This is a genomic window from Pseudomonas sp. NY15374 (genome assembly GCF_048068255.1).
Lineage (GTDB): Bacteria > Pseudomonadota > Gammaproteobacteria > Pseudomonadales > Pseudomonadaceae > Aquipseudomonas > Aquipseudomonas machongensis.
The window spans coordinates 231882-256317 of sequence record NZ_JBLUPZ010000009.1 but is presented as its reverse complement, the minus strand read 5'-3'; the positions used below and the strand labels follow the sequence as shown (position 1 = coordinate 256317).

General features: G+C 64.9%; 22 protein-coding genes. 13 read left to right on the top strand and 9 right to left on the bottom strand.

The features are described 5' to 3' along the window. Positions 1 to 137: 137 nt before the first annotated feature. Together ACNFHO_RS19755 and dinG are read right to left on the bottom strand one after the other, a co-directional pair. Positions 138 to 2375, bottom strand: coding sequence for a beta-galactosidase (locus tag ACNFHO_RS19755; RefSeq protein WP_416767122.1), 2238 nt, complete (start codon positions 2373 to 2375; stop codon positions 138 to 140). Positions 2376 to 2453: 78 nt separating this feature from the next. Then, positions 2454 to 4598, bottom strand: a complete 2145-nt coding sequence (dinG, locus tag ACNFHO_RS19750) for an ATP-dependent DNA helicase DinG (protein WP_054891763.1) — start codon at positions 4596 to 4598, stop codon at positions 2454 to 2456. Positions 4599 to 4696: 98 nt separating this feature from the next. Here dinG and ACNFHO_RS19745 point away from each other — a divergent pair, with 98 nt between their 5' ends. Next, positions 4697 to 5161, top strand: coding sequence for a CopD family protein (locus tag ACNFHO_RS19745; protein WP_054891764.1), 465 nt, complete (start codon positions 4697 to 4699; stop codon positions 5159 to 5161). A 69-nt stretch (positions 5162 to 5230) separates the two neighbouring features. Here ACNFHO_RS19745 and ACNFHO_RS19740 read toward each other — a convergent pair whose 3' ends face one another. The 4 genes from ACNFHO_RS19740 to ACNFHO_RS19725 all read right to left on the bottom strand — a co-directional run bounded on the left by ACNFHO_RS19740 (position 5231) and on the right by ACNFHO_RS19725 (position 7843). Beyond that, positions 5231 to 5989, bottom strand: a complete 759-nt coding sequence (locus ACNFHO_RS19740; RefSeq protein ID WP_054891765.1) for a hypothetical protein — start codon at positions 5987 to 5989, stop codon at positions 5231 to 5233. Then, entirely contained in the window at positions 5982 to 6257 is a 276-nt protein-coding gene (locus ACNFHO_RS19735; protein ID WP_065863069.1) for a DUF1145 domain-containing protein, read from the bottom strand. The genes ACNFHO_RS19740 and ACNFHO_RS19735 overlap by 8 nt, the downstream gene beginning before the upstream one ends. Before the next feature lie 110 nt (positions 6258 to 6367). Continuing rightward, the gene (locus ACNFHO_RS19730; protein WP_054891767.1) at positions 6368 to 7090 is read right to left on the bottom strand and encodes an OmpA family protein; all 723 of its coding nucleotides are present in this window, start codon (positions 7088 to 7090) and stop codon (positions 6368 to 6370) included. Between the two features lie 57 nt (positions 7091 to 7147). Beyond that, the gene (locus ACNFHO_RS19725; protein ID WP_112897621.1) at positions 7148 to 7843 is read right to left on the bottom strand and encodes an OmpA family protein; all 696 of its coding nucleotides are present in this window, start codon (positions 7841 to 7843) and stop codon (positions 7148 to 7150) included. Positions 7844 to 8003: 160 nt separating this feature from the next. Here ACNFHO_RS19725 and ACNFHO_RS19720 point away from each other — a divergent pair, with 160 nt between their 5' ends. The 10 genes from ACNFHO_RS19720 (at position 8004) to pdeM (ending at position 19429) form a co-directional block, all read left to right on the top strand. Next, positions 8004 to 8498: a DUF6231 family protein gene (locus ACNFHO_RS19720; protein WP_054891769.1), complete on the top strand. Its 495-nt coding sequence runs from the start codon at positions 8004 to 8006 to the stop codon at positions 8496 to 8498. Positions 8499 to 8502: 4 nt separating this feature from the next. Continuing rightward, positions 8503 to 8982 (top strand): YchJ family protein, encoded by a 480-nt coding sequence (locus ACNFHO_RS19715; RefSeq protein WP_063543470.1) that lies wholly within the window; start codon positions 8503 to 8505, stop codon positions 8980 to 8982. Then, positions 8982 to 9458 (top strand): LEA type 2 family protein, encoded by a 477-nt coding sequence (locus tag ACNFHO_RS19710; protein ID WP_416767121.1) that lies wholly within the window; start codon positions 8982 to 8984, stop codon positions 9456 to 9458. Before ACNFHO_RS19715 ends, ACNFHO_RS19710 begins: the two co-directional genes overlap by 1 nt. Positions 9459 to 9464: 6 nt before the next feature. Next, positions 9465 to 9668 carry an SEC-C metal-binding domain-containing protein gene (locus ACNFHO_RS19705; RefSeq protein WP_012313055.1) on the top strand — a complete coding sequence of 68 codons (204 nt, stop codon included), beginning with the start codon at positions 9465 to 9467 and terminating at the stop codon, positions 9666 to 9668. 102 nt (positions 9669 to 9770) lie between these two features. After that, positions 9771 to 12209: a penicillin acylase family protein gene (locus tag ACNFHO_RS19700; RefSeq protein ID WP_416767120.1), complete on the top strand. Its 2439-nt coding sequence runs from the start codon at positions 9771 to 9773 to the stop codon at positions 12207 to 12209. A 107-nt stretch (positions 12210 to 12316) separates the two neighbouring features. After that, complete coding sequence (locus ACNFHO_RS19695) at positions 12317 to 13333, top strand: ligase-associated DNA damage response exonuclease (protein ID WP_054891773.1); 1017 nt, start codon at positions 12317 to 12319, stop codon at positions 13331 to 13333. Beyond that, entirely contained in the window at positions 13330 to 14994 is a 1665-nt protein-coding gene (locus ACNFHO_RS19690; protein ID WP_112897617.1) for an ATP-dependent DNA ligase, read from the top strand. The genes ACNFHO_RS19695 and ACNFHO_RS19690 overlap by 4 nt, the downstream gene beginning before the upstream one ends. Before the next feature lie 105 nt (positions 14995 to 15099). Further along, entirely contained in the window at positions 15100 to 16215 is a 1116-nt protein-coding gene (locus ACNFHO_RS19685) for a succinylglutamate desuccinylase/aspartoacylase family protein (RefSeq protein WP_416767119.1), read from the top strand. A 68-nt stretch (positions 16216 to 16283) separates the two neighbouring features. Beyond that, a complete protein-coding gene (locus tag ACNFHO_RS19680) occupies positions 16284 to 18770 on the top strand; it encodes a ligase-associated DNA damage response DEXH box helicase (protein ID WP_416767118.1) in 2487 nt (828 codons plus the stop codon). A gap of 2 nt (positions 18771 to 18772) precedes the next feature. Continuing rightward, positions 18773 to 19429: a ligase-associated DNA damage response endonuclease PdeM gene (gene pdeM / locus ACNFHO_RS19675; RefSeq protein WP_416767117.1), complete on the top strand. Its 657-nt coding sequence runs from the start codon at positions 18773 to 18775 to the stop codon at positions 19427 to 19429. On the opposite strand, the gene ACNFHO_RS19670 is transcribed toward pdeM, so the two are convergent. Both ACNFHO_RS19670 and dcd read right to left on the bottom strand, forming a co-directional pair. Then, on the bottom strand, positions 19430 to 19666 hold the full coding sequence (locus ACNFHO_RS19670; RefSeq protein WP_054891778.1) for a hypothetical protein: 237 nt from the start codon (positions 19664 to 19666) through the stop codon (positions 19430 to 19432). A 96-nt stretch (positions 19667 to 19762) separates the two neighbouring features. Further along, positions 19763 to 20329, bottom strand: coding sequence for a dCTP deaminase (gene dcd / locus ACNFHO_RS19665; protein ID WP_003258001.1), 567 nt, complete (start codon positions 20327 to 20329; stop codon positions 19763 to 19765). Positions 20330 to 20654: 325 nt separating this feature from the next. On the opposite strand from dcd, the gene ACNFHO_RS19660 reads away from it, so the two are divergent. Then, positions 20655 to 20864 (top strand): cold-shock protein, encoded by a 210-nt coding sequence (locus ACNFHO_RS19660; RefSeq protein WP_003254922.1) that lies wholly within the window; start codon positions 20655 to 20657, stop codon positions 20862 to 20864. A gap of 247 nt (positions 20865 to 21111) precedes the next feature. Here the strand turns inward: ACNFHO_RS19660 and apbC are convergent, their stop codons facing one another. Then, positions 21112 to 22206, bottom strand: a complete 1095-nt coding sequence (apbC, locus tag ACNFHO_RS19655) for an iron-sulfur cluster carrier protein ApbC (protein WP_063543456.1) — start codon at positions 22204 to 22206, stop codon at positions 21112 to 21114. Between the two features lie 160 nt (positions 22207 to 22366). Between apbC and metG the strand changes: the two genes are divergently transcribed. After that, on the top strand, positions 22367 to 24406 hold the full coding sequence (gene metG / locus ACNFHO_RS19650) for a methionine--tRNA ligase (RefSeq protein ID WP_416767116.1): 2040 nt from the start codon (positions 22367 to 22369) through the stop codon (positions 24404 to 24406). The last annotated feature ends 30 nt before the right edge of the window (positions 24407 to 24436 follow it).

Below are 24436 nucleotides of genomic sequence, written 5' to 3'. Positions count from 1 at the left end.
TCTCCGTACGACCTGTCTCACAAAGTCGTGCATTGTTTCAGTAGTTGGCGGGTTTGCCTACTGAATGTGGCTGGAAGGTTGTAAGCAAAACCCCAGAGGTTAGGCGGCCAGTAATGGCCGGAACCCAACTGCTGTGCTCAGGGCGCCTTGACCTCGAGCCCCCTGCGCAATTGCTCCAACGCCTGCTGGTTGCTCCGCCTTACCGCCTCGACAAACCCCGGATAGGCCACGTCGGTGATACCGACCAGGCCCAGATGCCCATTCTCCCCGTCGAGCAAACGCCCGCTGGCTGGCTGGTCGAGGTATTGGAACCAGTGAGCACCCACGATCATCGGTTGAGCCAGGGCTGCCTTGAGGAAATTGCCGTAGGCAGGCCCACGGTCCTCTTCACGCGCGACCTCGAGCGGCCCTGGCCAGAACGGGCCACGGTCACGGGAGCCGAACTGGAACTCCGAGACCAGCACCGGCTTGTCCAGCTCGGCCAACCGGGCGAAGTCGTAGCCGTCCTCGGGCTTGAGGGTATAGAAGTTGAAGCTGAGCACATCGCAGAACTCGGCACAGGCCTTCACTGCCTCAGGTGTACTGATGGCGTAGCGTCCACCCAGCAACAAATGGTTGGGCGCATGCCATTTCAGCGCATCGGAGATGGTCTTGAAGTAGGTCTGTGCAAACACCTGTTGGAAGTACTGATAGTCGCGCTCGATTTCCGGGTGCTCAGGGTTGGGCAGTGGCGCCTCGAAACCGGGGTCCTCCATGAGCTCCCAGGCTTTCAGTTCGATACCCCAAGCCTTCGACAGCCCCTCCTGGTTTCGGTACTTGTCACGCAACTGCTTGAGGAAGGCGCGCTTGGCCGGCACATCGGTGGTCAGGCGCAAGGTGCCATAAGCCAGGCCATACCGCGCCTTGGGATCATCGCCCGGCGCCGCCCAGGCCAGTTCGTTGTCAGCGAAATAACCGATCAGCCACGGGTCGTCGCGATGATCCCGCGCGGCAATGGCCACAGCACGTTCTGTAGCCATGGCAAATCGCGGGTCGAACGGGTCGGGCATGCGCCCCCACCAGTCCATGCCGGTGCTGATACTGGCATAGTCACCGACGATCGACAGCGGCAGGGTGTACGGCATGCGCTTGGCCTGGCTCAGGGCCGGATCGCTCCAGTTACCCAGGGTGTTGAACCCCCAGGCCTGCAAACGATCGAGGCTGTGCACCTGCCAGCGCTCGGCATCGACACCGGCGGCCGGGCAGTCCACCAGAGGCTGCCCCTCGGGCGCCGGGGCGCAGGGCTTGGCATAGGTGCGCTGCAGGTTGGCAGCATAGAAGTCATACCAACGCCCTTGCTTGAAGCCACGCCCTTGGGAAGACGCATTACCGTCGTCATTGTTGCCTTGGCCATAGAACGCCGCGAGCGGGTCGCCCTCCCCAGGCAACCCTTTGAACATCGATTCTCGGCCCGCGACGTAAGTGCGCCCGCCATCGGCGGCCACCGCGTTGACGCCCAGCGAGTAGAACGGGTGCCCCTGCGGGGTCACCAGGAACCAGCGGCCGTCGCGCTTTTCAGTGCGGAAGAAGCCGGTGGCTTCGAAGGTCGGCCCGGCCACCAGGCCACCGTACGTGTCCAGTTTCTGCTTTTCGCGCTCAGCCAGCCAGGCCTTCAGCTGCTGGCGCTCACGGGCATCGGCGGCCTTGAGTTGCTCATCGTTGACGATTTTTTCCGGCCAGCGGCCTCGGGTGGACTGCCCATAGGCATCGATCAAATCGCCGTAGGCCGCCCGGTATACCTGGTCATCATCCTGTATCCCGACCTTTTCGATCAGCAGGTTCTGCGCGACCTTGGGTCGGGGAATGCTCAGGCTGATCGAAACCACCTGTTTGAGATCTATCTCGCCCGCGCTGCTGGTCAACAGCACGCGTTGCCCTTCGTACGTCCAAGGCATCGGCGGACCGGCACGCATGCCCTGACTCAACGGAGAACTGGCCTTGAGCGGCACCATCACTGTTTGCGCCGGGCCCGCTGGCAGGTCGATGCGGCTGGTGAGCGTACGCCCATCGCTGCCCAGCAGCGTGACATCCACGGTCAAGGCCCAGTCCATCGCACTTTGCAGGCGTAGCGTCAGAAACTGCCCTGTCGACCAGTCCCAGGTCCCTGCCTGCGGGCTGAGGCGCAAGGTCGGACGCTCCACCGGATTGAATACCACGCGCCGCAGTACTTCGCCTTCGGCTGTTTGCTCCGCGTTGTACTGCGGCATCCCCGTGTCTTCGGTGGTCACGGTGACGACCGAACTCGGGCGTACGAAGCTGAACAACGTCTGCTGGGCTGCCAGCAACGGGGTACTGAACAACAAGGTGAAAACGACAGGCAAGGTACGGCGGATCATGTGGACGTGGCTCTCCTTCAAGGCCCTCATGGACCTGGTCGAGTCATGGACAACGGGCCGGGCATCGTGCTCCGGCCGTTACTGGATCTCCCGCCGGAAGGGCGGCAGCGCATTGAGAATAGCCTTGCCGTAGCGCTGGGTGACCAGCCGTCGATCGAGCAAGGTGATGACACCCCGGTCCTGCTCGGTACGCAGCAGACGACCGCAGGCCTGGATCAGGCGCAGGGAGGCGTCGGGCACGGCGATTTCCATGAACGGGTTACCGCCACGCGCCTCGATCCACTCCGCCAGGGCCGCCTCGACAGGGTCGTCCGGCACGGCGAACGGAATCTTGGCGATGACCACGTGCTCGCAATAAGCACCTGGCAGGTCGACACCCTCGGCGAAACTGGCCAGGCCAAACAACACGCTGTGCTGACCGTCATCGACCCGGGCCTTGTGCTTGTTCAGCGTCTCCTGCTTGGACAGGTTGCCCTGGATCAGCACCAGCTTGCGCCAGTCGCGGTCCAGGCCATCGAACACGTCCTGCATCTGCTTGCGCGAAGAGAACAGCACCAACGCGCCACGGGCTTCTTCGACGATGTTCGGCAATTCGCGGATGATCGCCGCAGTATGGCCCGCCGCATCGCGCGGGTCGGCACCCAGGTCGGGCACCCGCAGCAAGCCGGCATCGCCATGCACGAATGGGCTGGGCACGACGCAGGTCACCGCATCACGCGGCAGCCCGGAGCGCATGCGGAAGCGGTCGAACTTGCCCAGCGCAGTCAGGGTCGCCGAAGTGACCAGTGCACCATGGGCAACGCTCCACAGGCTGCGGCGCAGCATTTCGGCGGCGAGAATCGGGCTGGCGTTGACCTCGATGTCGAACAGCGCCCCACTTTCGGCCAGTGTCAGCCAACGCGCCATGGGCGGGCTGTCTTCAGGGTCTTCGGCGGTGAAGGCGGTCCACAGCTCCCAGTTGCCCTGGGCACGGGTGACCAGGCTGCCGAACAGCGGGTACCATTCTTCGGCCTGGTGGCTGGCGATGCCGATGTTGACCTCACCGTCCATGCCTTCCTTTAACAGGTCGGCAAGCCGGGTGAACAGATCGTTGAGGCGGGCGAAGCCCTTTTTCAGCTCGATGCCGACCTCGCGGATCTGCTCCGGCACGACGCCCCCCTCGAAGCGGTAGCGCGGGCGATCACGCCCTTCCATGTCTTCACCGGGCCGGAAATCGGCAACCTGTTCGCACAGGGTGAACATGAACTGCTGCTGGGTGCGGATTTCCCGCGCCAGCTCCGGCACCTGCTCGATCAGCTTGCCCAGGTCGCCTGGCAACGGGTGCTGGGCCAACAGCTTGGTGAGGTTCTTGGCCGTCTGCTCCAGCCAGTCGGCTGTGGAGCGCAGCCGCGAATAATGGGCAAAATGGCCGATGGCCTTGTCTGGCAGGTGATGGCCTTCGTCGAACACGTACATCGTGTCGCGCGGGTCGGGCAGTACCGCGCCACCGCCCAGGGCCAGGTCGGCCAGGACCATGTCGTGGTTGGTGACGATCACATCGACCTTGCCCATGCCTTCGCGCGCCTTGTAGAACACGCACTGCTGGAAGTTCGGGCAATGTCGGCCGGTGCACTGGCTGTGGTCGGTGGTCAGGCGCGCCCAGTCCTGGTCCTCGAGGGTTTCCGACCAACTGTCGCGGTCGCCGTCCCAGCGATTGCCGGCAAGTTTCTCGATCATGCTGTTGAACAGCTTCTGGCTGCGCTCGTCGACTTCGATGTGGAAGCCTTCTTCTTCGAACAGCTGGGCGGTCGCCGACTGGGCGTGGCCCTCCTGCAGCAGCACGTCGAGCTTGGACAGGCACAAGTAGCGCCCACGCCCTTTGGCCAGAGCGAAGCTGAAGTTCAGGCCGCTGTTGCGCATCAGGTCGGGCAGGTCCTTGAAGACGATCTGCTCCTGCAGGGCGACGGTGGCGGTGGCGATCACCAGGCGCTTGCCGGCGGCCTTGGCGGCGGGAATCGCGGCGAGGCTGTAGGCGACCGTCTTGCCGGTACCGGTGCCGGCCTCGACCGCGACCACGGCAGGTTCGCCGGCCCGGCGACCTTCATCATCGCAGGCGATGTCGCCGAGTACCTTGGCCACTTCGGCGATCATCAGGCGCTGGCCGTAACGCGGCTTGAGGCTCTTGGCTTCGAGAAAACGCGAATAGGCGCCCTGGATGGTGGCTTTGAGTTCGTTGCTGATCATGGTCTGCGGGCGCCCGAAGGGCTGGATATATTTTCAGTGTTTCGCATGGGGCGGCTATCATACCCCGCTATTGCCCTTTGTGCCGCATGGAGATCCGGATGCTTGCCTTTGCCCTGCCCTACACACTGCATGTCCTGGCCGCCCTTGTCTGGGTTGGCGGGATGTTCTTCGCCTGGCTGGTACTGCGCCCAGCAACGGTCGCAGCGCTGGAAGGGCCCGCGCGGCTGCGGCTGTGGGTGGAAGTATTCCGACGCTTCTTCGGATGGGTCTGGCTGGCGATAGCGGTGCTGGCGATAAGTGGTATCGGCATGTTGCACATGCGATTTTCCGGCTTCGAGACCGCGCCCCGCTATGTACAACTGATGATGGGCGGCGGGATCGTGATGTTTGCCTTGTTCCTGCGCGTGCAGGCGCTGCTGCTGCCGGAACTGCGCGCTGCGGTGCAGGCCGAGGACTGGCCGGCGGGTGCCGGGGTGCTGGGCAGGATCCGACGGATGGTGGGGATCAACCTGCTGCTGGGCATCGCCGTGGTGGCAGTGGCCAGCGCTCGCGTCATGTTCTGAAGTCGTTGACTGGGGGCCGCAACGCGGCCCCTGGGAACGCAAACGCTTGAGAGCGCAACGCGCTCCCCGTCAAAGCCGCTGCAGAATCAACTCCCCCGCGGTACCGGCAAGCCCCGGTTGCCCTGGCAGGCCCGGACGACCGTTGGCACCGGCCTCGGTGCGATACACAAGGCACCCCTTGCTCGCACCACCCTGCCCGGCCTTGCCGGCAGCGCCCGGCTTGCCCGGTGCACCACCATCGAGGCGTACCTGGATACGCTCCTGCGGGAAGTCTGCCGGCAGGGCCAGGCGAATCCGGCCTCCGGCCGCGCCGTCATGCCCATTGCCCCCGTTGTCCCCGTTCGCGCCACGGCTGGCGGTGCCCCAGGTACACCCTCCGGCCGTGCCATTGCCGCCATCGAGGCCGGCATAGCCCGGTGCCCCGGCGCCGCCACGGGCGTCGATTGACAGCTGCTCGGCCTCCAGCGTTTGCAGGCGCAAGTCGAGGTCACGACCGGGACGCGCCGCACGCTCGTAGCTGCCCGGCGCTCCCGGCGCGCTGATTTCACTGCCGACACCCAGCACGGCACTGCTCGCTTCGATGCTCAAGGCGCTTTGCGCCGGAGCGATGGCGATGCGCGCGTCACGGCCCAACTCGAGGTGGTCGATCTTCAATGTGGTGAGCGTGGCGGGCAACAGCAAGGTCGCCGAATCAGCCACCTGCACGCGCTCCAGGTGCACGCTGGACGCCTTGTTCGGCAGACGCAGCATCGAATGGGCAGCGACTTCGAGACTCTCGGCCTGGGCCAGCGGGGTGGCCAGCGCGGCCAGCAACATCAACTTACGCATGGCGCGAAGCCTCCTGCGGACGGGGAATGGACATGACATGGAAGATGCCGGTCAGCAGGATCTGCAAGCGATCGAACCAGCGATGGCTGCGCCCGCGCAGGCTGGCGTTGAAGAACAACACCTCCAGCACATGCAAGCCCAGCAGCGTGATGCCTGCCGCATTGATCAGCAGATTGAACGGCAGCGGTTGCGGCATCAACAGATTGACCAGCACCACCCACCAGAAAACCACCGTCAGGGCCTTGCCCAGGCCCAGGATGAACTTCATACCCCGCCCCCCGACTGTCTTTGTACTGTCTTTGTTATGTGCGCGCGGCCCGTTCGAGCGGGCCGTGCGCACAACAGTACCGCCGCGCCAGGGCGCGCGCCAGAGGCGATTCAGTTCAGGTGCAGTTCCACCCGTCGGTTCTGCGCTCGCCCTTCGTCGGTGTCGTTGTCGGCCACCGGCTCGCTTTCACCGCGACCTTGACTGGTCACCTTGGCCGGCGACAGCCCCTGACCGATCAAGTACTGCGCAACACTGGCCGCGCGGCGTTCGGACAGGCCCTGGTTGTAGTGGTCGGCGCCTACGCTATCGGTATGTCCGATCACCCTGATGGCCGTCACGCTGGGGTCGCCAAGTTTCGGCAACAGCGCTTGCAGGCGCTGTTGGGCTGGGGCCGACAGCTGTGCGGAGTCGAACGCAAACAGCACCTGGCCTTGATCGTCGAGGGTGATCACCTCAGGCGCAGGTGCTGGGGCCTCGGGTTTGGGCGTCGAAGGCGGATACTGCGGGAGCGGGCAGCCCATGTGGTCGACTGCCGTACCTTTGGGGGTGTCCGGGCAGCGATCACGACGGTCGAACACACCATCGCCATCTTCGTCACCATCCTGGGCGTAACAGATCAGGCCACCGGCGATGGCTCCGGCAACACCGGCACCGGTCGCCCAGCTGGAGCTTTCGATCGCGCCCAGACCGCCACCGACCAGCCCGCCGAGCAGGCTGCAGACCGGCCAGGTCCGTTGATTGAGGGGGGCGCTGCCATCACTGTGGGTGGCGCACCCGTTCAGCAGGCTGGAGGCCAGCAGCAGCGACACAGCCGTCTTCGACAAGGTATTCATGGGTCATATCCCCGGTGAATGCGCCCACGCCACGGCTAAAGACGTGGGCGCGGGCGGTCAGCGCTGGATCTTGATCTCGGTGCGGCGGTTCATGGCGCGGCCATCGGCCGTGGCGTTGTCGGCCACAGGCTGGGTCTCGCCAGCTCCCACTACCGAAACGAAGCTGCTGCGCGGTACGCCGCTGGTCACCAGATAGTCGGTCACCGAATGGGCACGACGCTCGGAGAGCTTCTGGTTGTAGCTGTCGGAGCCGACGCTGTCGGTATGGCCGGTCACGCTCAGGCGAGCGCTGGGTGCCTCCTGCTTCAGGCGCGTGGCGATGGTGTTCAGGCGTTCCTTGTCGGTTGCGGTCAGGCGCGCGGAATCGAACTCGAAGTGCACGTCACGGATGACGATGACTTCCTCCTTCTCGACCACGACGACTTCCTCGACCACGGCGACCGGCTCGGGTGGGCAGCCGTTGGCATCGACCTGCACGCCACGCGGGGTGCCTGGGCACTTGTCGCGGCTGTCGGGCACGCCATCGCCATCTTCGTCGCCATCGCCATGGGACCAGCAGTAGCCCGCCGCCAGGCCACCGCCGAGCAACGCGCCCCAGCCGGCCCAGCTGGAGCTTTCGATGGCGCCCAGGGCTGCGCCACCCACGCCCCCGACGGCAGCACACTTCGGCCAGTCGGTTTTTTGCAAACCTGCACAACCAGTCAACACACTGGTGAGCAGAACCAGGGGTATCGCTGTGCGTACTATGCTCATTTTCGTTGCTTCTCCTAGGGGGATCGGTGCAGAACCGATGCTCTGGGAGTAAAGACCGCCTATTCCCTCTCTGCCAGCAATTAGCCACGACGCGATGCTGCGCCTCTTTGCCGTCAGGGCTGGGACCGCTAGTCTTGAGCGACCTGAACGAGGATTGGCAATGACCGACGGTTTTTCCCAGCGTACCCCCCAACAGGCCCTGGCGGCCCTTCTCGAGCGCTTCGCACCCGCGCGTCTGCTGTTGGTCGGCACACGTTTCCCGGCCCTGGAGGCCTTCGCCGCAGCCCACCCGACAGCGCAACTGTCGGTGGCTGCGCCCGGTCCGTTGCCTGCCGACCTGGCGGCGCAACGCTTCGACCTCGCGGTGCTGGTCGATTGCCTCGAGCACTTGCCCAAGCGCAGCGGGCTGGAACTGCTCGGCGGCATTCGCAATCTGAATGCCAGCAAGGTCGCGGTGCTGGCCGACCTGGCCGCCTGTGGCTGGCAGGACACCGACTTCTTCGCCCTGGCGCTGTCGGCCAGCGAGAAATTCCGTCGCGACGAGCAGGTACTGAGCCTGTTCACCTATGATCTACATGACTACAAGCAAGTCCCGGACTGGCTCAATGCCAAGTTCTGGGCGAATCCGCAAAACTTTGGCAAGTACTGGTGGTGATTTCATGAGTGTCTCGGTCTGCCCCTGTGGCAGCGGCAATCTTCTCGACGCATGCTGCGGGCATTACCATGCCGGCACCCCGGCACCGGATGCCCAGACGCTGATGCGCTCGCGCTACAGCGCCTATGTGCTGGGGCTGGTGGATTACCTGGTAGCCACCACGCTTCCCGCCCAGCAGGCCGGGCTGGACCGCGCCGGCATTGCCGCCTGGAGTGCACAGAGCACCTGGCTGGGGTTGGAGGTGGAAAGTGCGCAGGTCCTGGGTGGGCAACCGGAACATGCGTTCGTCACCTTCACGGCACGCTGGCACGACCAGCAGGGCGACCACCAGCACCGCGAGCGCTCGGCTTTCGTGCAGAACGCCGGGCGCTGGTACTTCATCGATCCGACCGTCGAGCTCAAGGCGGGGCGCAACGACCCCTGCCCCTGCGCCAGCGGGCAGAAGTTCAAGAAATGCTGCGCCAGCTACCTCGGTAACCGATGATGAGCGCCCTGGACCGACTGCTCCTGCTTGGCCTCACCCTGGCCTTGCTGGGTGGCTGTGCGGGATGGGGCGGCAACCACTGGCGCGAGCCTGAGGTGCACCTGGTCAGGGTGGAAACCGTCAAGGCGCGCCTGCACCAGCAGGAGTTCATCCTGCACCTGCGCATCGACAACCCCAACGACAGCCGCCTGTTCATCCGCAACCTGTCGTACGCAATCCGGCTCAACGACCTGCTGCTGGTGCAGGACGAGACCAGTGTCTGGCGCAGTGTCGGCGGACATGCCCGGCGTACCTTCAAGATCACCGCGCGCACCAACCTGTGGCAGCACCTCAAGCCCCTCGCCAAACTGCTGAAAAGTGGCGATCCGCTGCACTACACCCTGCAAGGCGAACTCAATACCGGCCTGATCAGTCGACGGGACCTGCACTTGTCGCGCAGTGGTGAGATAATCCCCGGCGATCTTCAACCGGAGTAACCCGCAATGACCCAGCAACCCCATGTCCATGGCCCCGACTGCAACCACGGTCACGATCATCACCATGATCATGACCACGGCCATGTGCACGGCCCGCACTGCAACCACGGCCACCAGGAACCGGTGCGCAACGCCCTGAAGGACGTCGGACGCAACGATCCATGCCCGTGCGGCAGCGAAAAGAAATTCAAGAAGTGCCACGGCGCGTAACGCCGCTCCGGGTGGCGTTGCGTTTGCCGCTTGCAGCCCGGCGCGCGCCGCCCTACCTTTAGCGCCTTTCCGACCCCGCCACGCCCCCCAGGAGCCTTCGTCATGGCCGCCCCCGTGTTTCCTCCCTTCCGCCCTCGGTTCGGCACCAGCGCAGTGCTGCTCGGCATGCTCGGGCTCGCCGGCTGCCAGATGGGCGGCTACCAGGACAGCGTGCCACCGACCACCGGCGTCCAGCCACTCAAAGGCCTGGCGCAGAACGTCTCGGTACGACGCAACGCCATGGGCGCACCGTTGATCGAGAGCAGCAGTTTCCACGATGCGCTGTTCAGCCTCGGCTACGTCCATGCGGGCGACCGCATCGAACAGATGGTCGCCATGCGCCTGCTCGCCCAAGGGCGACTGGCCGAGATCGCTGGCTCCGAAGCCCTGGACATCGACCGCCTGATGCGCGCCGCCAACCTCAAGCAGAGCGCCGGCCAGCTGTATGCCGACGCCTCGCCGCGCCTGAAGCGCTTCTTCGAGGTCTATGCCCGCGGGGTCAACGCCTATCTGTTCCGCTACCGCGACAAGCTGCCGGCCGAACTCGCCCGCAGCGGCTATCGCCCCGAATACTGGAAGCCCGAAGACTCGGCGCTGATCTTCAGCCTCTACGCCTTCAGCCAATCGGTGAACCTGCAGGAGGAACTCTCGGCCTTGATCTTGGCGCAGAAGGTCGGCAGCGACAAGCTCGCCTGGCTGCTGCCAGGTGCACCCGACGAGCCTCTGGCCGAGGGCGAGACCGACAAGCTCAAAGGCATCAACCTGGCCAGCCAGATCCCCGGCCTGAACGACGTCGCTGCCGCCAGCCAGAAGCTTGCCGACCTCGACTTGCTGGGCAGCCCCGGTTCCTCGAACCTGGCCCTGGGCCCTCTGCGCAGCCGCAGCGGCAAGAGCCTGCTGGCCAGCGACAGCCGCGCCGCCTGGGCGCTGAGCCCGGTACAGATTCACACAGGCAAGTACCAGGTCGCCGGCCTGTCGCTGCCCGGCCTGCCGATCGTGCTGGCCGGCTACAACGGCAAGCTGGCCTGGAGCAGCAGCGCGGTGATGGCCGACAACCAGGACCTGTTCCTCGAGCAACTGCGCCGCCAGGGCAGCCAACTCACCTACCTGGCCGACGGCAAGTGGCAGCCGGCCCGCGCGCGTAACGAAACCTTCTTCGTGCGCGGCCAGCGCCCGGTGCGCGAAGTGCTGTACGACACCCGCCATGGCACCCTGCTGGGCCAGCCCGGCAACGGCTATGGCCTGGCCCTGCACCTGCCGCAGCTCAAGGACGACAAGAGCCTCGATGCGCTGTTCGACCTGACCCGCGCCAGCAACCTCGAACGCGCCTTCGACAGCACCCGCGAAATCGGCGCCGCTGCGCTGAACTTCGTCTTCGCCGAGCCCGAGCACATTGGCTGGCAGGTCAGTGGCCGTTACCCCAATCGCCGCGAAGGCCAGGGCCTGCTGCCTTCGCCAGGCTGGGACGGACGCTTCGACTGGGACGGTTTCGCCGATGCGATGCTCCACCCCTACGACCAGGACCCGCCCAGCGGCTGGATCGGCCATGCCAACCAGCGCAGCCTGCCCAAGGGCTACGGCATGCAGCTGTCCAGCACCTGGTACTACCCCGAACGCGCGGAGCGCCTGGGCCAGTTGGCCGGTAACGGGCGTCATGACAGCCGTAGCCTGATGGCCCTGCAGAACGACCAGGTCACCCTGCTGGCCGACAAGCTCAAGCGCATGTTCGACGCCCCGGGCATGGCCCAGCCGCTCAAACAGGCCATCGATGCCCTGCCCGCCGAGCAGCGCGACAAGGCCCGCGAAGCCCTGACCCGGCTCAAGGCTTTCGATGGCCGCCTGAGCCCAGTCTCGGCCGATGCAGCGCTGTACGAACTGTTCCTTCAGGCCGTCACCCGCCAGACCTTCCTCGACGAGCTTGGCCCCGAGTCCAGCCCGGCCTGGCAAGCGTTTGTCAGCAACGCCCGGCTGTCGTACTCGGCCCAGGCCGACCACCTGCTTGGTCGCGAAGACAGCCCGTTCTGGGATGACCGCAGCACGCCACAGAAAGAAGACAAACCGACCATCCTCGCCCGCAGCCTGGCCGCCGCGGTGGATGCCGGTGTCGCACAGATGGGCGCCGACCGGCGTGCCTGGCAATGGGGCAAGCTGCACCAGTACCGCTGGCCAGCACCGAACTACCACGGGCTCGGCGATACCGTCAGCCGCGCGCCGATGGCCACCGGCGGTGACTTCAGCACCCTGGCCCTGACCCCTTACGCCTGGGGCAACGGTTTCGAAACCAGCCTGCCAGCCTCCGCACGCATGGTCGTCGACTTCGGCCAGGCCGAACCGCTGCAGATCCTGACCAGCAGCGGCCAGTCCGGCAACCCCGCCAGCCCTCACTACAGTGACGGCCTGGACGCCTGGTTCAAGTGGCGCTTCATGAGCCTGCCCGTGCAACCGCAGAACTTTGCCCGCGCCTATGGCAGCCAACGCCTGACGCTGGTGCCGGGCAAGTAGGCGGCTACCCCGAGCGGCTCGTCCGGGCCGCTCGTCAGCACCATGTCATCCGAACTTCCGGGCCAGCGCTGCGCTCCTAACTTGTAACCTCAGCCAGCGCGAACGCCATGGACCTCGTCATCGCCCGCCCCGAAGGCCTGTACTGCCCGCCCGGGGACTTCTACATCGACCCCTGGCGCCCGGTTGACCGTGCGGTGATCACCCATGGGCACGGCGACCATGCGCGCACCGGCAACGGCCATTACCTGTGTGCCGAACCCGGCGCCGGTATCCTGCGCAGCCGTCTTGGCCAGGACATCGACCTGCAAACCCTGCCTTATGGAGAACGCCTCCAGCATCACGGCATCACCTTGAGCTTCCACCCTGCCGGCCACGTGCTCGGCTCGGCCCAGGTGCGCCTTGAACACCAGGGCCAGGTGTGGGTCGCCTCGGGCGACTACAAAGTTGAGCCAGACGGCACCTGCGCGCCGTTCGAGCCGGTGCGCTGCCACACCTTCATCACCGAATCCACCTTCGGCCTGCCGATCTATCGCTGGCCCTCGCAGGCCGAGGTGTTCGAAGGCATCAATGCCTGGTGGCGTGCCAATCGTGATCAAGGCAAGGCCAGCGTGCTGTTCTGCTACGCCTTCGGCAAAGCCCAGCGCATTCTCCACGGGCTGGACGCAGGTATAGGGCCGATCGTGGTGCACGGCGCGGTCGAGCCGCTCAACCGCGTCTACCGCGAAGCCGGGATCGCCCTGCCCGAGACCCTGTACGCTGGAGATCTGCCACGCAACGATCCGCGCCTGCGCCAAGCGCTGGTGCTGGCACCACCCTCTGCAGGCGGCAGTAGCTGGATGCGCCGTTTCGGCGACTACAGCGATGCCTTCGCCAGTGGCTGGATGCTGCTGCGTGGCACCCGGCGCCGGCGTGGCGTCGATCGCGGCTTCGTACTCTCCGACCATGCCGACTGGCCTGGGCTGCTGTGGGCGATCGGCGAAACCGGTGCTGAACGGGTCATGGTCACCCATGGCTCGGTCAACGTGCTGGTGCGCTACCTCTGCGAACAGGGCCTGGACGCCCGCGCCTTCGCCACCGAGTACGGCGAGGAAGACGACACGCCCGCGCCGGAGAGCGCCACATGAAGGCCTTCGCCGAACTCTACCTGCGCCTGGACGCCACCACTTCGAGCAACGCCAAGCTGCAGGCCCTGCGCGACTATTTCGCCGAGGCTCCCGCCGCCGATGCGGCCTGGGCGGTGTACTTCCTGGCCGGAGGCCGCCCGCGCCAACTGGTGCCGACCCGTCTGCTACGCGAGCTGGCCACGCAGTTGGCAGACCTGCCCGACTGGCTGTTCGAAGAGAGCTACCAGGCTGTCGGCGACCTGGCCGAGACCATTTCCCTGCTGTTGCCCCAGCACCGACACGATACCGACGAGGGGCTGGCCGTGTGGGTCGAGCAGCACCTGCTGCCCTTGCGCGGGCAACCGGCGGATGAGGTGCGCCAGCGCTTGCCGACACTCTGGGAAAGGCTGGACCGCCCCAGCCTGATGCTCTGCCTGAAGTTGATCACCGGCAGCTTCCGTGTCGGCGTCTCCAAGCTGCTGGTCACCCGTGCGCTGGCGCAGTTGTCGGGGCTGGATGCCAAGCGTGTGGCCCAGCGCCTGGTCGGCTACACCGACCTGGCTCATCGCCCCGTTGCTGAAAGCTACCTGAAGCTGATCGCCCCCGAGTCCGACGACGAACACGCCCAGCGCGGCGGCCAGCCCTATCCGTTCTTTCTCGCCCACGCCCTGCAGGCGCCACTGGAACAGTTCGAGACACTGCTCGGCCCGGTCGATGACTGGCAGGCAGAATGGAAGTGGGATGGCATCCGCGCTCAGGTGGTCAAGCGCGAGGGCCAGCTGTGGATCTGGTCACGGGGCGAGGAACTGGTCACCGAGCGTTTTCCCGAGTTGCACAGCCTGATAGAGACATTGCCTGATGGCACCGTGCTCGATGGCGAGATTCTGGTATGGAAGCCCGGCGCCGGCGACGACAGCCTGGCAGTGCAGCCCTTTGCCCTGCTCCAGCAGCGGCTGGGCCGCAAGACCCTGGGCCGCAAACTGCTGGCCGATGCGCCGGTGGTGCTGCAAGCCTACGACCTGCTGGAATGGCACGGCGAGGACTGGCGAAACCGCCCACAGCACGAGCGCCGGGGGCAACTGGAACGCGTGCTGGTCGAGTACCCCTTGGCCCCCGTGCTGCTTTCCCCCCTGGTGCAGGCACCGAACTGGATAGCCCTGGCCGAGCAACGTGAGCAGTCGCGCAACCTGGGGGTGGAAGGGCTCATGCTGAAGCGGCGCGATGCCCTGTACGGCGTCGGCCGCACCAAGGACCTGGGCCTGTGGTGGAAATGGAAGGTCGACCCGTTCAGCGTCGACGCCGTGCTGATCTACGCCCAGCGCGGCCATGGCCGACGCGCCAGCCTCTATAGCGACTACACCTTCGCCGTCTGGGATGCGCCTCCAGGAACAGCGCAACGCAACCTGGTGCCCTTTGCCAAAGCCTATTCAGGCTTGAGCGACGAAGAGATGCGCAAGGTCGATGCGATCATCCGCAAGACCACTGTGGAAACGTTCGGCCCGGTACGCAGCGTCACCCCGACGCTGGTCTTCGAGTTGGGTTTCGAAGGCATCGCCCTGTCCAAGCGACACAAGAGCGGCATCGCCGTACGCTTCCCGCGCATGCTGCGCTGGAGGCTCGACAAGCCGGTCGAGGAGGCCGACGACCTGGCAACCCTGCAGAGCTTGCTGGGTCCTGTATAACCAGGCAGTTGGCTGATTCTGCGCACACCCGCATGCACAACCCCCTGGTTTATGCTTCTATTTCCAGTCGCCCATGTTCACAGCCCAGCGCAGATCAGGACCCCCATGCACCACTCGACCCACGAACTGCTGTCCCCCGTACCCGGCATCTGCCGCCAGTTGCACAGCTTTCACTTCGGCCCACGCGGTGGCGGCAAGGTGTACATCCAGGCCTCGCTGCACGCCGACGAATTGCCCGGCATGCTGGTGGCCTGGCACCTCAAGCAGCGCCTGAACGAACTGCACCAGCAAGGTGTGCTGCGCCGCGAGGTGGTGCTGGTGCCGGTGGCCAACCCGGTGGGTCTGGAACAGGTGCTGCTGGACGCACCGCTGGGGCGCTTCGAACTGCAGAGCGGGGAAAACTTCAATCGCAACTTCGTCGACCTGTCCGACAGCATCGGCGACCAGATCGAAAGCCACCTCACGCAAGACCCGGCACACAACCTCTCGCTGATCCGGGAATACCTGCGCCGCGGGCTCGACAGCCACCCCGCCGTCACCCCCCTGCAATCCCAGCGCCTGGCCTTGCAGCGCCTGGCCTGCGACGCCGACATGGTGCTGGACCTGCACTGCGACTTCGAAGCCGTCGAACACCTCTACACCACGCCCGAAGCCTGGCCCCAGGTCGAGCCGCTGGCGCGCTATCTCGGCGCCCAGGCCAGCCTGCTGGCCACCGACTCCGGCGGGCAGTCGTTCGACGAGTGCTTCAGCCTGGTGTGGTGGCAACTGCAGCAGCGTTTTGCCAAGCGTTTCCCGATCCCCATGGGCAGCTTCTCGGTGACCATCGAGCTGCGCGGCCAGGCCGATGTCAACCACGAGCTGGCAAGCCAGGACTGCCAGGCAATCCTCGACTTCCTCACCCACAGCGGGGTGATCGAAGGTCAGCCCGCGGCATTGCCGCCGCTGCGCCAGCCCGCCACCCCGCTGGCTGCCGTGGAGCCATTGATCGCGCCGCTGGGCGGCCTGCTGGTGTTCCACGCAAAACCGGGGCAGTACCTGGAGCCTGGGCAACTGATCGCCGAGGTCATCGATCCGCTCAGCGACCGGGTGACGCCGATCCGCAACGTCCAGGGCGGGCTGCTCTACGCCCGCAGCGTCCGGCGCATGGCCACCACCGGCATGGTGATCGCCCATGTCGCAGGGGAAAAGGTCTGCCGCAGCGGCTATCTGCTGGCCAACTGATCCCGATCAAACCAAAGCACCTTGCGGCCGGTCTGTAGAAGCACAGCCTTCGACGAGACCGGCCGCCGATGCCATCCCCTTCCGACCTCGCCAACACCTGGTTCGCCTCCCGCAACTGGAAGCCTTTCGCCTTCCAGCGCAGCGTCTGGGCGGCGATCCAGCGCGGCGAGTCGGGCCTGCTGCATGCCAGCACCGGCAGCGGCAAGACCTACGCCGTCTGGCTCGGCGCCCTGCGCGCTTTCGCACAGTTGCACGACGCACGCCGACCGGCGCCACTCCAGGTGCTGTGGATCACACCGATGCGCGCCCTGGCCAGCGATACCGCGCGCGCGCTGCAAGCACCGCTGGACGAATTGGAGCTGAACTGGACCATCGGGGTACGCAGCGGTGACACCACCAGTGCCGAACGTGCACGCCAGGCCCGGCGCCTGCCCAGCACGCTGGTCACCACTCCCGAAAGCCTCACCCTGCTGCTGACCCGCGAACAGGCTGCCGCCGACTTCGCCAGCCTGCGCCTGGTGGTGGTCGATGAATGGCACGAACTGCTCGGCAACAAGCGCGGCGTGCAGTTGCAACTGGCCCTGGCCCGGCTGCGGCGCTGGCAGCCGCAACTGGTGGTGTGGGGGCTTTCGGCCACGCTGGGCAACCTGCCGCACGCCCTTGAGGTCTTGCTGCCTGCCGGCGGGCGACTGGTTCAGGGCCGTCAGGACAAGCGCATCCTGGTCGACACCCTGGTGCCGAGCGCGATCGAACGCTTCCCCTGGGCCGGGCACATGGGGCTGAAGATGCTCCCTCAGGTCAGCGCCGAGATCGAGGCCAGCGCCAGCAGCCTGGTGTTCACCAACACCCGCGCCCAGGCCGAGCTCTGGTACCAGGCCCTGCTCGAGGCGCATCCCGAGTGGGCGGGACTGATCGCCCTGCACCACGCATCGCTTGCCCGGCACGCCCGTGACTGGGTCGAGCGCAGCCTCAAGCAGGGCACGCTGAAGGCGGTGGTCTGCACCTCGAGCCTCGACCTGGGAGTGGATTTCCTGCCCGTCGAACGCGTCCTGCAGATCGGCTCGGCCAAAGGCATCGCCCGCCTGCTGCAACGTGCAGGCCGCTCTGGGCACGCACCTGGGCGTACCTCACGGGTGACCCTGGTACCAACCCACAGCCTTGAACTGGTGGAAGCGGCCGCGGCACGCCAGGCGCTGGCTGCCGGGCATATCGAGGCACGCTATTCGCCGCGCCTGAGCATGGACGTGCTGGTCCAGCATCTGGTCAGCATGGCGCTGGGCAGTGGTTTCCGACCGGCCGAACTGTTCGAGGAGGTTCGCAGCACCTGGGCCTTTCGCGATCTCGCAGAGAGCCAGTGGCAATGGGCACTGTCATTTGTGCGCAATGGCGGCAGCTCGCTCACCGCCTACCCGGACTACCAGCGCGTCGCAGCGTACCCCGACGGCATCTGGCGCGTGGCCAGCGAGCGCCTCGCCCGGCGTCATCGTCTGGGTATCGGCACCATCGTCAGCGACGCCAGCCTGCAGTTGAAGTACTGGAGCAAAGGGGGCGGCGGCAAGTCGCTGGGCAGTGTGGAGGAATCTTTCATTGCCCGTCTCAAGCCCGGTGACGCGCTGTTGTTCGGCGGACGTATCCTGGAGCTGGTAAGGGTCGAGAACATGACCGCCTACGTGCGCCGCAGCACCGCGCGCAAGGCGGCGGTAGCACGCTGGAATGGCGGACGTATGCCGCTGTCGAGCGAGCTGGCGCAGGCGCTGGTCGAGCGTCTGGATGCAGCAGCCCACGGCCGCTACGAAGGCGCGGAAATGCATGCCGTTCGCCCCCTGCTGACACTTCAGGCGAGCTGGTCGGCCCTGCCCACACAGCGCACATTGCTGGCCGAAACCCTGCACTCGCGCCAGGGCTGGCACCTGTTTCTCTATCCCTTTGCCGGGCGCATGGCCAATCTGGGCTTGGCCAACCTGATCGCCTGGCGGGTCAGCCGCGTGCAGCCGCTGTCGGTATCAATCGCGGTCAATGACTACGGCTTCGAACTGCTCGCAGCAAGCCCTGTGGACTGGGCCGCGCACTTGCCCGCTGCACTGGCTGCGGACAATTTGCTGGAAGATGTGCTGGCCAGTCTGAATGCTGGCGAGATGGCGCTGCGGCGCTTTCGTGAAATTGCCCAGATCGCCGGGCTGGTATTCGGCGGCTATCCCGCCGCGCAGAAAAGCACGCGCCAGCTCCAGGCCTCCAGTGGTCTGTTCTACGAGGTGTTTCGCAAGCATGACGCTGGCAATCTGCTGCTGGGCCAGGCGCGTGACGAGGTGCTGCGTGAGGAGCTGGAGATCGAGCGTCTGCATCAGCAGTTGCAGAAAATGTCAGGATTGCGCCTCGATCTGCACGCATTGCGCCGGCCCGGGCCGCTGGCCTTCGCCCTATTGGTCGAGGGCATGCGCGAAACCCTGAGCACGGAAAAACTGGCAGACCGCATCGCCCGGATGGTGGCGGATCTCGAAAAGGCGGCGAGCCGAACCATGAGCGACCTTGCGGGAACTGAACGGAGGAAATCCTGAACGTGCACCACCTGGCGATCGAACATTGCGGCGAAACGCTGTGGCTGTTACCTGAAAAAGCGCTCTACTGGCCAGCCCGGCGCGCCCTTCTGGTTGCCGACCTGCACATTGGCAAGGCCGCCAGCTACCGCGCCCTGCACCAACCGGTGCCACGCGGTACTACCCAGGCGACCCTGGATCGCCTGGACACGCTCTTGCAGCATTACGATTGCCAGCAGTTGATCGTGCTCGGCGACTTTCTCCACGCACGTACTGCACGAGCACCTGCCACCCTGGCCCGTGTAGCTGCATGGCGCGAACGGCACCCAGGGCTACGGGTGGTCCTGGTGCGAGGCAATCACGACCGTCATGCTGGCGATCCGCCGCAGGAACTCGCCATTGAAGTTGTCGACGAGCCTTTGCTACTGCCGCCATTCGCGCTACAGCACGAGACCGGCGCTCACCCCGAGCATCCGGTGATCGCAGGCCATGTCCATCCGGCGTGCGTCCTGCGCGGTCGTGGCCGCCAACGCCTGCGCCTGGCGTGCTTCATGCTCCACGCAAAGGTCAGCCTGCTGCCGGCGTTCGGCGAGTTCACCGGCGGTTGGACGGTGCAACCAGAGCCCGGCGCCCGCCTGTTCGTCGTGGGCGATCAACGGGTCTGGGCAGTGCCGGCCTGATCAGGCGACTGGCGCCGGAGGCGGCTCGTCGGGCAAGGTCGGCTCGCCCGGCTCCATCGGCGGGTGCTCGCCAGGCTCGGGGGGTTGCGGGGTATCGGGATCAGGCTGGTGCGGGACGCCACCGGCGTGCAGATCCGTCGGCGGATGCGGGTGCGCGAGCAGAGTCCAGGCCATCATGCCGATCTGGTTCGGCTGCAGGACGGCCAGCTTCGCGCTGATTGCAGGATCGAGTTTCATGGGCTGCTCCTGACGAGGGCCGGCGTACGTCATGCACGCCGGGGACTTACCTCGTTGGAGTGGCAAAAGGGGAACTAATTCCCCCAGCTCGTCGGCTCAGGTACGTGGCAGCGTGACGCCGCGCTGGCCCTGGTATTTGCCGCCGCGATCCTTGTACGACACCTCGCACTCTTCATCGGATTGCAGGAACAACATCTGGGCCACGCCTTCGTTGGCGTAGATCTTGGCCGGCAGAGTGGTGGTGTTGGAGAACTCGAGGGTGACGTGCCCCTCCCACTCCGGCTCCAGGGGGGTGACGTTGACGATGATGCCGCAGCGGGCATAAGTGCTCTTGCCCAGGCAGATGGTCAGGACATCGCGCGGAATGCGGAAGTACTCGACAGTACGGGCCAGGGCGAAGGAGTTCGGCGGGATGATGCAGACGTCGCTCTTGATGTCGACGAAGCTGCCGGCATCGAAGTTCTTCGGATCGACGGTGGCCGAATTGATGTTGGTGAACACCTTGAATTCATCGGCGCAACGTACGTCGTAGCCGTAGCTGGAGACACCGAAGGAGATCACCCGGCTGTCCTGTTCGCCACGCACCTGGCGCTCGACGAACGGCTCGATCATGCCGTGTTCCTGCGCCATGCGGCGAATCCACTTGTCCGATTTGATGCTCATGGCGGGATGTCCTGAAAGTACGAGGTGAAAAAACGAGATGCGCATCTTACCGGTCCTGGCGCGCGCGTTAAAGTTCCCTGCCCCTATCCCGCGTCGGACGGGGGCTGGCCACCCGCCGATCCGAATTTCATCAAAGCCGCTGTTGGCCATTGGCAGCTTGCGGAAAGTGGGGTAAGGTGGCGCCACTGTGCTGCACGTGACACCGAGAATCTGTTTGATGCACGATCCTGATCGGCCCATCGCTGAATTTTCCGCTCTCTTTGCACTCAGTCCCGGCCAGGGCAATTCCTGAGCCGAAATCTACTTTGTCCAAGGAGACAGACACATGTCCAATCGCCAATCCGGTGTTGTTAAGTGGTTCAACGATGAGAAGGGCTACGGCTTCATCACTCCTCAGTCGGGTGACGACCTGTTCGTACACTTCAAAGCCATCCAGGCTGACGGCTTCAAAACCCTGAAAGAAGGCCAGGCTGTTACTTTCGTCGCTACCCGCGGCCAGAAAGGCATGCAGGCTGAAGAAGTTCAAATCGCCTAAGTCGATTTAGCTTCCTCGCTTTCAAAAAAAACCCGCCTTCCGGCGGGTTTTTTTGTGCCCCAGCGTAGGAGCGGTGCCTGTAAGAGCGGGCTTGCCCGCGAAAAAGACACCGCGTTGCCTGGCACGGGCTACGCCCGTGTTCGCGGGACCAGTCGCAGCGGCGAACCGCCGCCCCCACAGGGATTTGGGCTGGTCTTTAGATTTTGAGCAAGACAGTTGCTGCTACACGGGGTTGGCCAGCAGCGGATCAGTCCTCGCTGATGGTGATGCTCGGCATTGCCGGCGCCGCCGCTTCCTGTAGCACGATCCGAGCCCCCACCTGACGGGCCAGCTCCTGGTAGACCATGGCAATCTGGCTTTCCGGCTCGGCGATCGCTGTCGGCTTGCCGCTGTCTGCCTGCTCGCGAATCAGCATCGACAGCGGCAACGACGCCAGCAACTCTACGCCATACTGCGCCGCCAGCTTCTCACCGCCACCTTCACCGAACAGGTGCTCGGCATGACCGCAGTTCGAGCAGATGTGCACCGCCATGTTCTCCACCACACCGAGGACCGGGATGTTGACCTTGCGGAACATCTCGACACCCTTCTTCGCATCCAGCAGCGCCAGGTCCTGCGGGGTGGTGACGATCACGGAACCGGCTACCGGCACTTTCTGCGCCAGGGTCAGTTGAATGTCGCCAGTGCCCGGCGGCATGTCGATCACCAGGTAGTCGAGGTCGTCCCAGGCGGTCTGGGTCACCAGTTGCAGCAAGGCGCCGGAAACCATCGGGCCACGCCAGACCATCGGTGTGTTGTCGTCGGTCAGGAACGCCATCGACATCACCTCGACGCCATGGGCCTTGATCGGCACGAACCACTTCTGCTCGCGAATCTGCGGGCGGGTGCCTTCGGGGATCCCGAACATCACACCCTGGCTTGGGCCGTAGATGTCCGCATCGAGAATACCGACCCTCGCGCCCTCGCGAGCCAGGGCCAAGGCCAGGTTGGCGGCAGTGGTCGACTTGCCGACGCCGCCCTTGCCCGAAGCCACGGCAATGACATTCTTCACATTGGCCAGCGCAGGCACCTGGGCCTGGGCCTTGTGCGTGGCGATCAGCGTATCGATGCTCACCTGTGCCGACGTCACGCCTTCGAGGTTCTCGATCGCCGTTTGCAATACCTGAGCCCAGCCGTTGCGAAACAGTGCAGCGGCATAGCCCAGCTGCAACTGCACACTGACCTGCCCACCTTGAATGTCGATCGCCCGCACGCAACCGGCGCTGACCGGGTCCTGGTTCAGGTAGGGGTCGGTGTACTGGCGAAGCACGCCTTCAATGGCGGCACGTGTGACGGCACTCATGGAGACTCCCGTGGCATTCCGAAAAAAGTGAATCAGGCGCCTATGCTAACCCGTCAACCGTCAGCAGATGCGTGTGCGGGGTGAAATATATTTCCCAGCCCTTTATAGTGGCCGATCATCCTCAATTTTTACCCGTCGCCAGATAAGTAGCCGAGCCACCATGTCCGAGCCACGCCAGATTCTCGTCACCAGCGCCCTGCCCTATGCCAATGGATCCATCCATCTTGGCCATATGCTTGAGTACATCCAGACGGACATGTGGGTACGCTTCCAGAAACTGCGTGGCAACCAGTGCATCTATGTCTGCGCCGACGACGCCCACGGTTCGGCGATCATGCTGCGCGCAGAGAAAGAAGGCATCACGCCCGAGCAGTTGATTGCCAACGTCCAGGCCGAGCACAGCAGTGACTTCGCCGACTTCCTGGTCGAGTTCGATAACTTCCACTCCACCCACAGCGAAGAGAACCGCGAGCTGTCGAGCCTGATCTACACGCGCCTGCGTGAAGCCGGGCACATCGCCAATCGCTCCGTGACCCAGTACTACGACCCCGAGAAGGGCATGTTCCTGGCCGACCGCTTCATCAAGGGCACCTGCCCCAAGTGCGGGACCGAGGACCAGTATGGCGACAACTGCGAGAAGTGCGGTGCCACCTATGCCCCCACCGAGCTGAAGAACCCCAAGTCGGCGATTTCGGGTGCCACGCCAGTACTGCGCGACTCCCAGCACTTCTTCTTCAAGCTGCCCGATTTCCAGGCCATGCTGCAGCAGTGGACACGCAGTGGCACCTTGCAGGATGCGGTCGCCAACAAACTCGCCGAGTGGCTGGATTCCGGTCTGCAGGAGTGGGACATTTCCCGTGACGCACCGTACTTCGGCTTCGAGATTCCGGGCGAGCCGGGCAAGTACTTCTATGTCTGGCTGGATGCGCCGATCGGCTACATGGCGAGCTTCAAGAACCTCTGTGACCGCCGCCCGGAGCTGGACTTCGACGCGTTCTGGAACGCAGACTCCAAAGCCGAGCTGTATCACTTCATCGGCAAGGACATCGTCAACTTCCACGCGCTCTTCTGGCCCGCCATGCTCGAAGGTGCAGGTTTCCGCAAGCCGACTGCCGTCAACGTGCACGGCTACCTGACGGTCAACGGCGCGAAAATGTCCAAGTCTCGCGGCACCTTCATCAAGGCGCGCACCTACCTCGACCACCTGCAGCCCGAGTACCTGCGTTACTACTACGCAGCCAAGCTGGGCCGTGGGGTCGACGATCTCGACTTGAACCTCGAGGACTTCGTGCAGAAGGTCAACTCCGACCTGGTGGGCAAGGTGGTCAACATTGCCAGCCGCTGCGCAGGCTTCATCCACAAGGGCAATGAAGGCGTAATGGTTGCTGGCGACGCCGCACCGGAGCTGACCGAAGCCTTCCTGACCGCCGCACCCTCGATCGCCGAAGCCTACGAGGCCCGTGACTTTGGCCGTGCCATGCGCGAAATCATGGCCCTGGCCGACCGCGCCAACGCCTGGATCGCCGACAAGGCACCGTGGTCGCTGGCCAAGCAGGAAGGCAAGCAGGATGAAGTCCAGGCCATCTGCGCCCAGGGCATCAACCTGTTCCGCCAGCTGGTGATCTTCCTCAAGCCGGTACTTCCAGTGCTGGCCGCCGACGCCGAGGCCTTCCTCAACGTCGCACCGCTTGAGTGGAACGACCTGCAGTCGCGCCTGGAAAACCACAAGCTGAACCCGTTCAAGGCCCTGATGAGCCGCATCGAGCCAGCCAAAGTCGAAGCCATGGTCGCCGCCAGCAAGGAAGACCTGCTGGCCGCCGAAGGCAAGGCGCCGGCCGGCAACGGCGAGCTGGAGAAGGACCCGCTGTCGGCCGAGATCGAGTTCGACACCTTCGCCGCCGTCGACCTGCGCGTGGCGCTGATCGTCAAGGCCGAGGCCGTGGCCGGTGCCGACAAGCTGCTGCAACTCACCCTCGACATCGGCGACGAGCGTCGCAACGTGTTCTCCGGCATCAAGTCGGCGTACCCGGACCCATCGAAGCTCGAAGGCCGACTGACGATGATGGTAGCCAACCTCAAACCTCGGAAAATGCGCTTTGGTGTTTCCGAAGGCATGGTCATGGCCGCCGGCCCTGGCGGTGAAGAGATCTACCTGCTGAGCCCGGACAGCGGCGCCAAGCCAGGTCAGCGTATCAAGTAAGACCTTCTTGCCCAGGGGATCGTCCGGCGA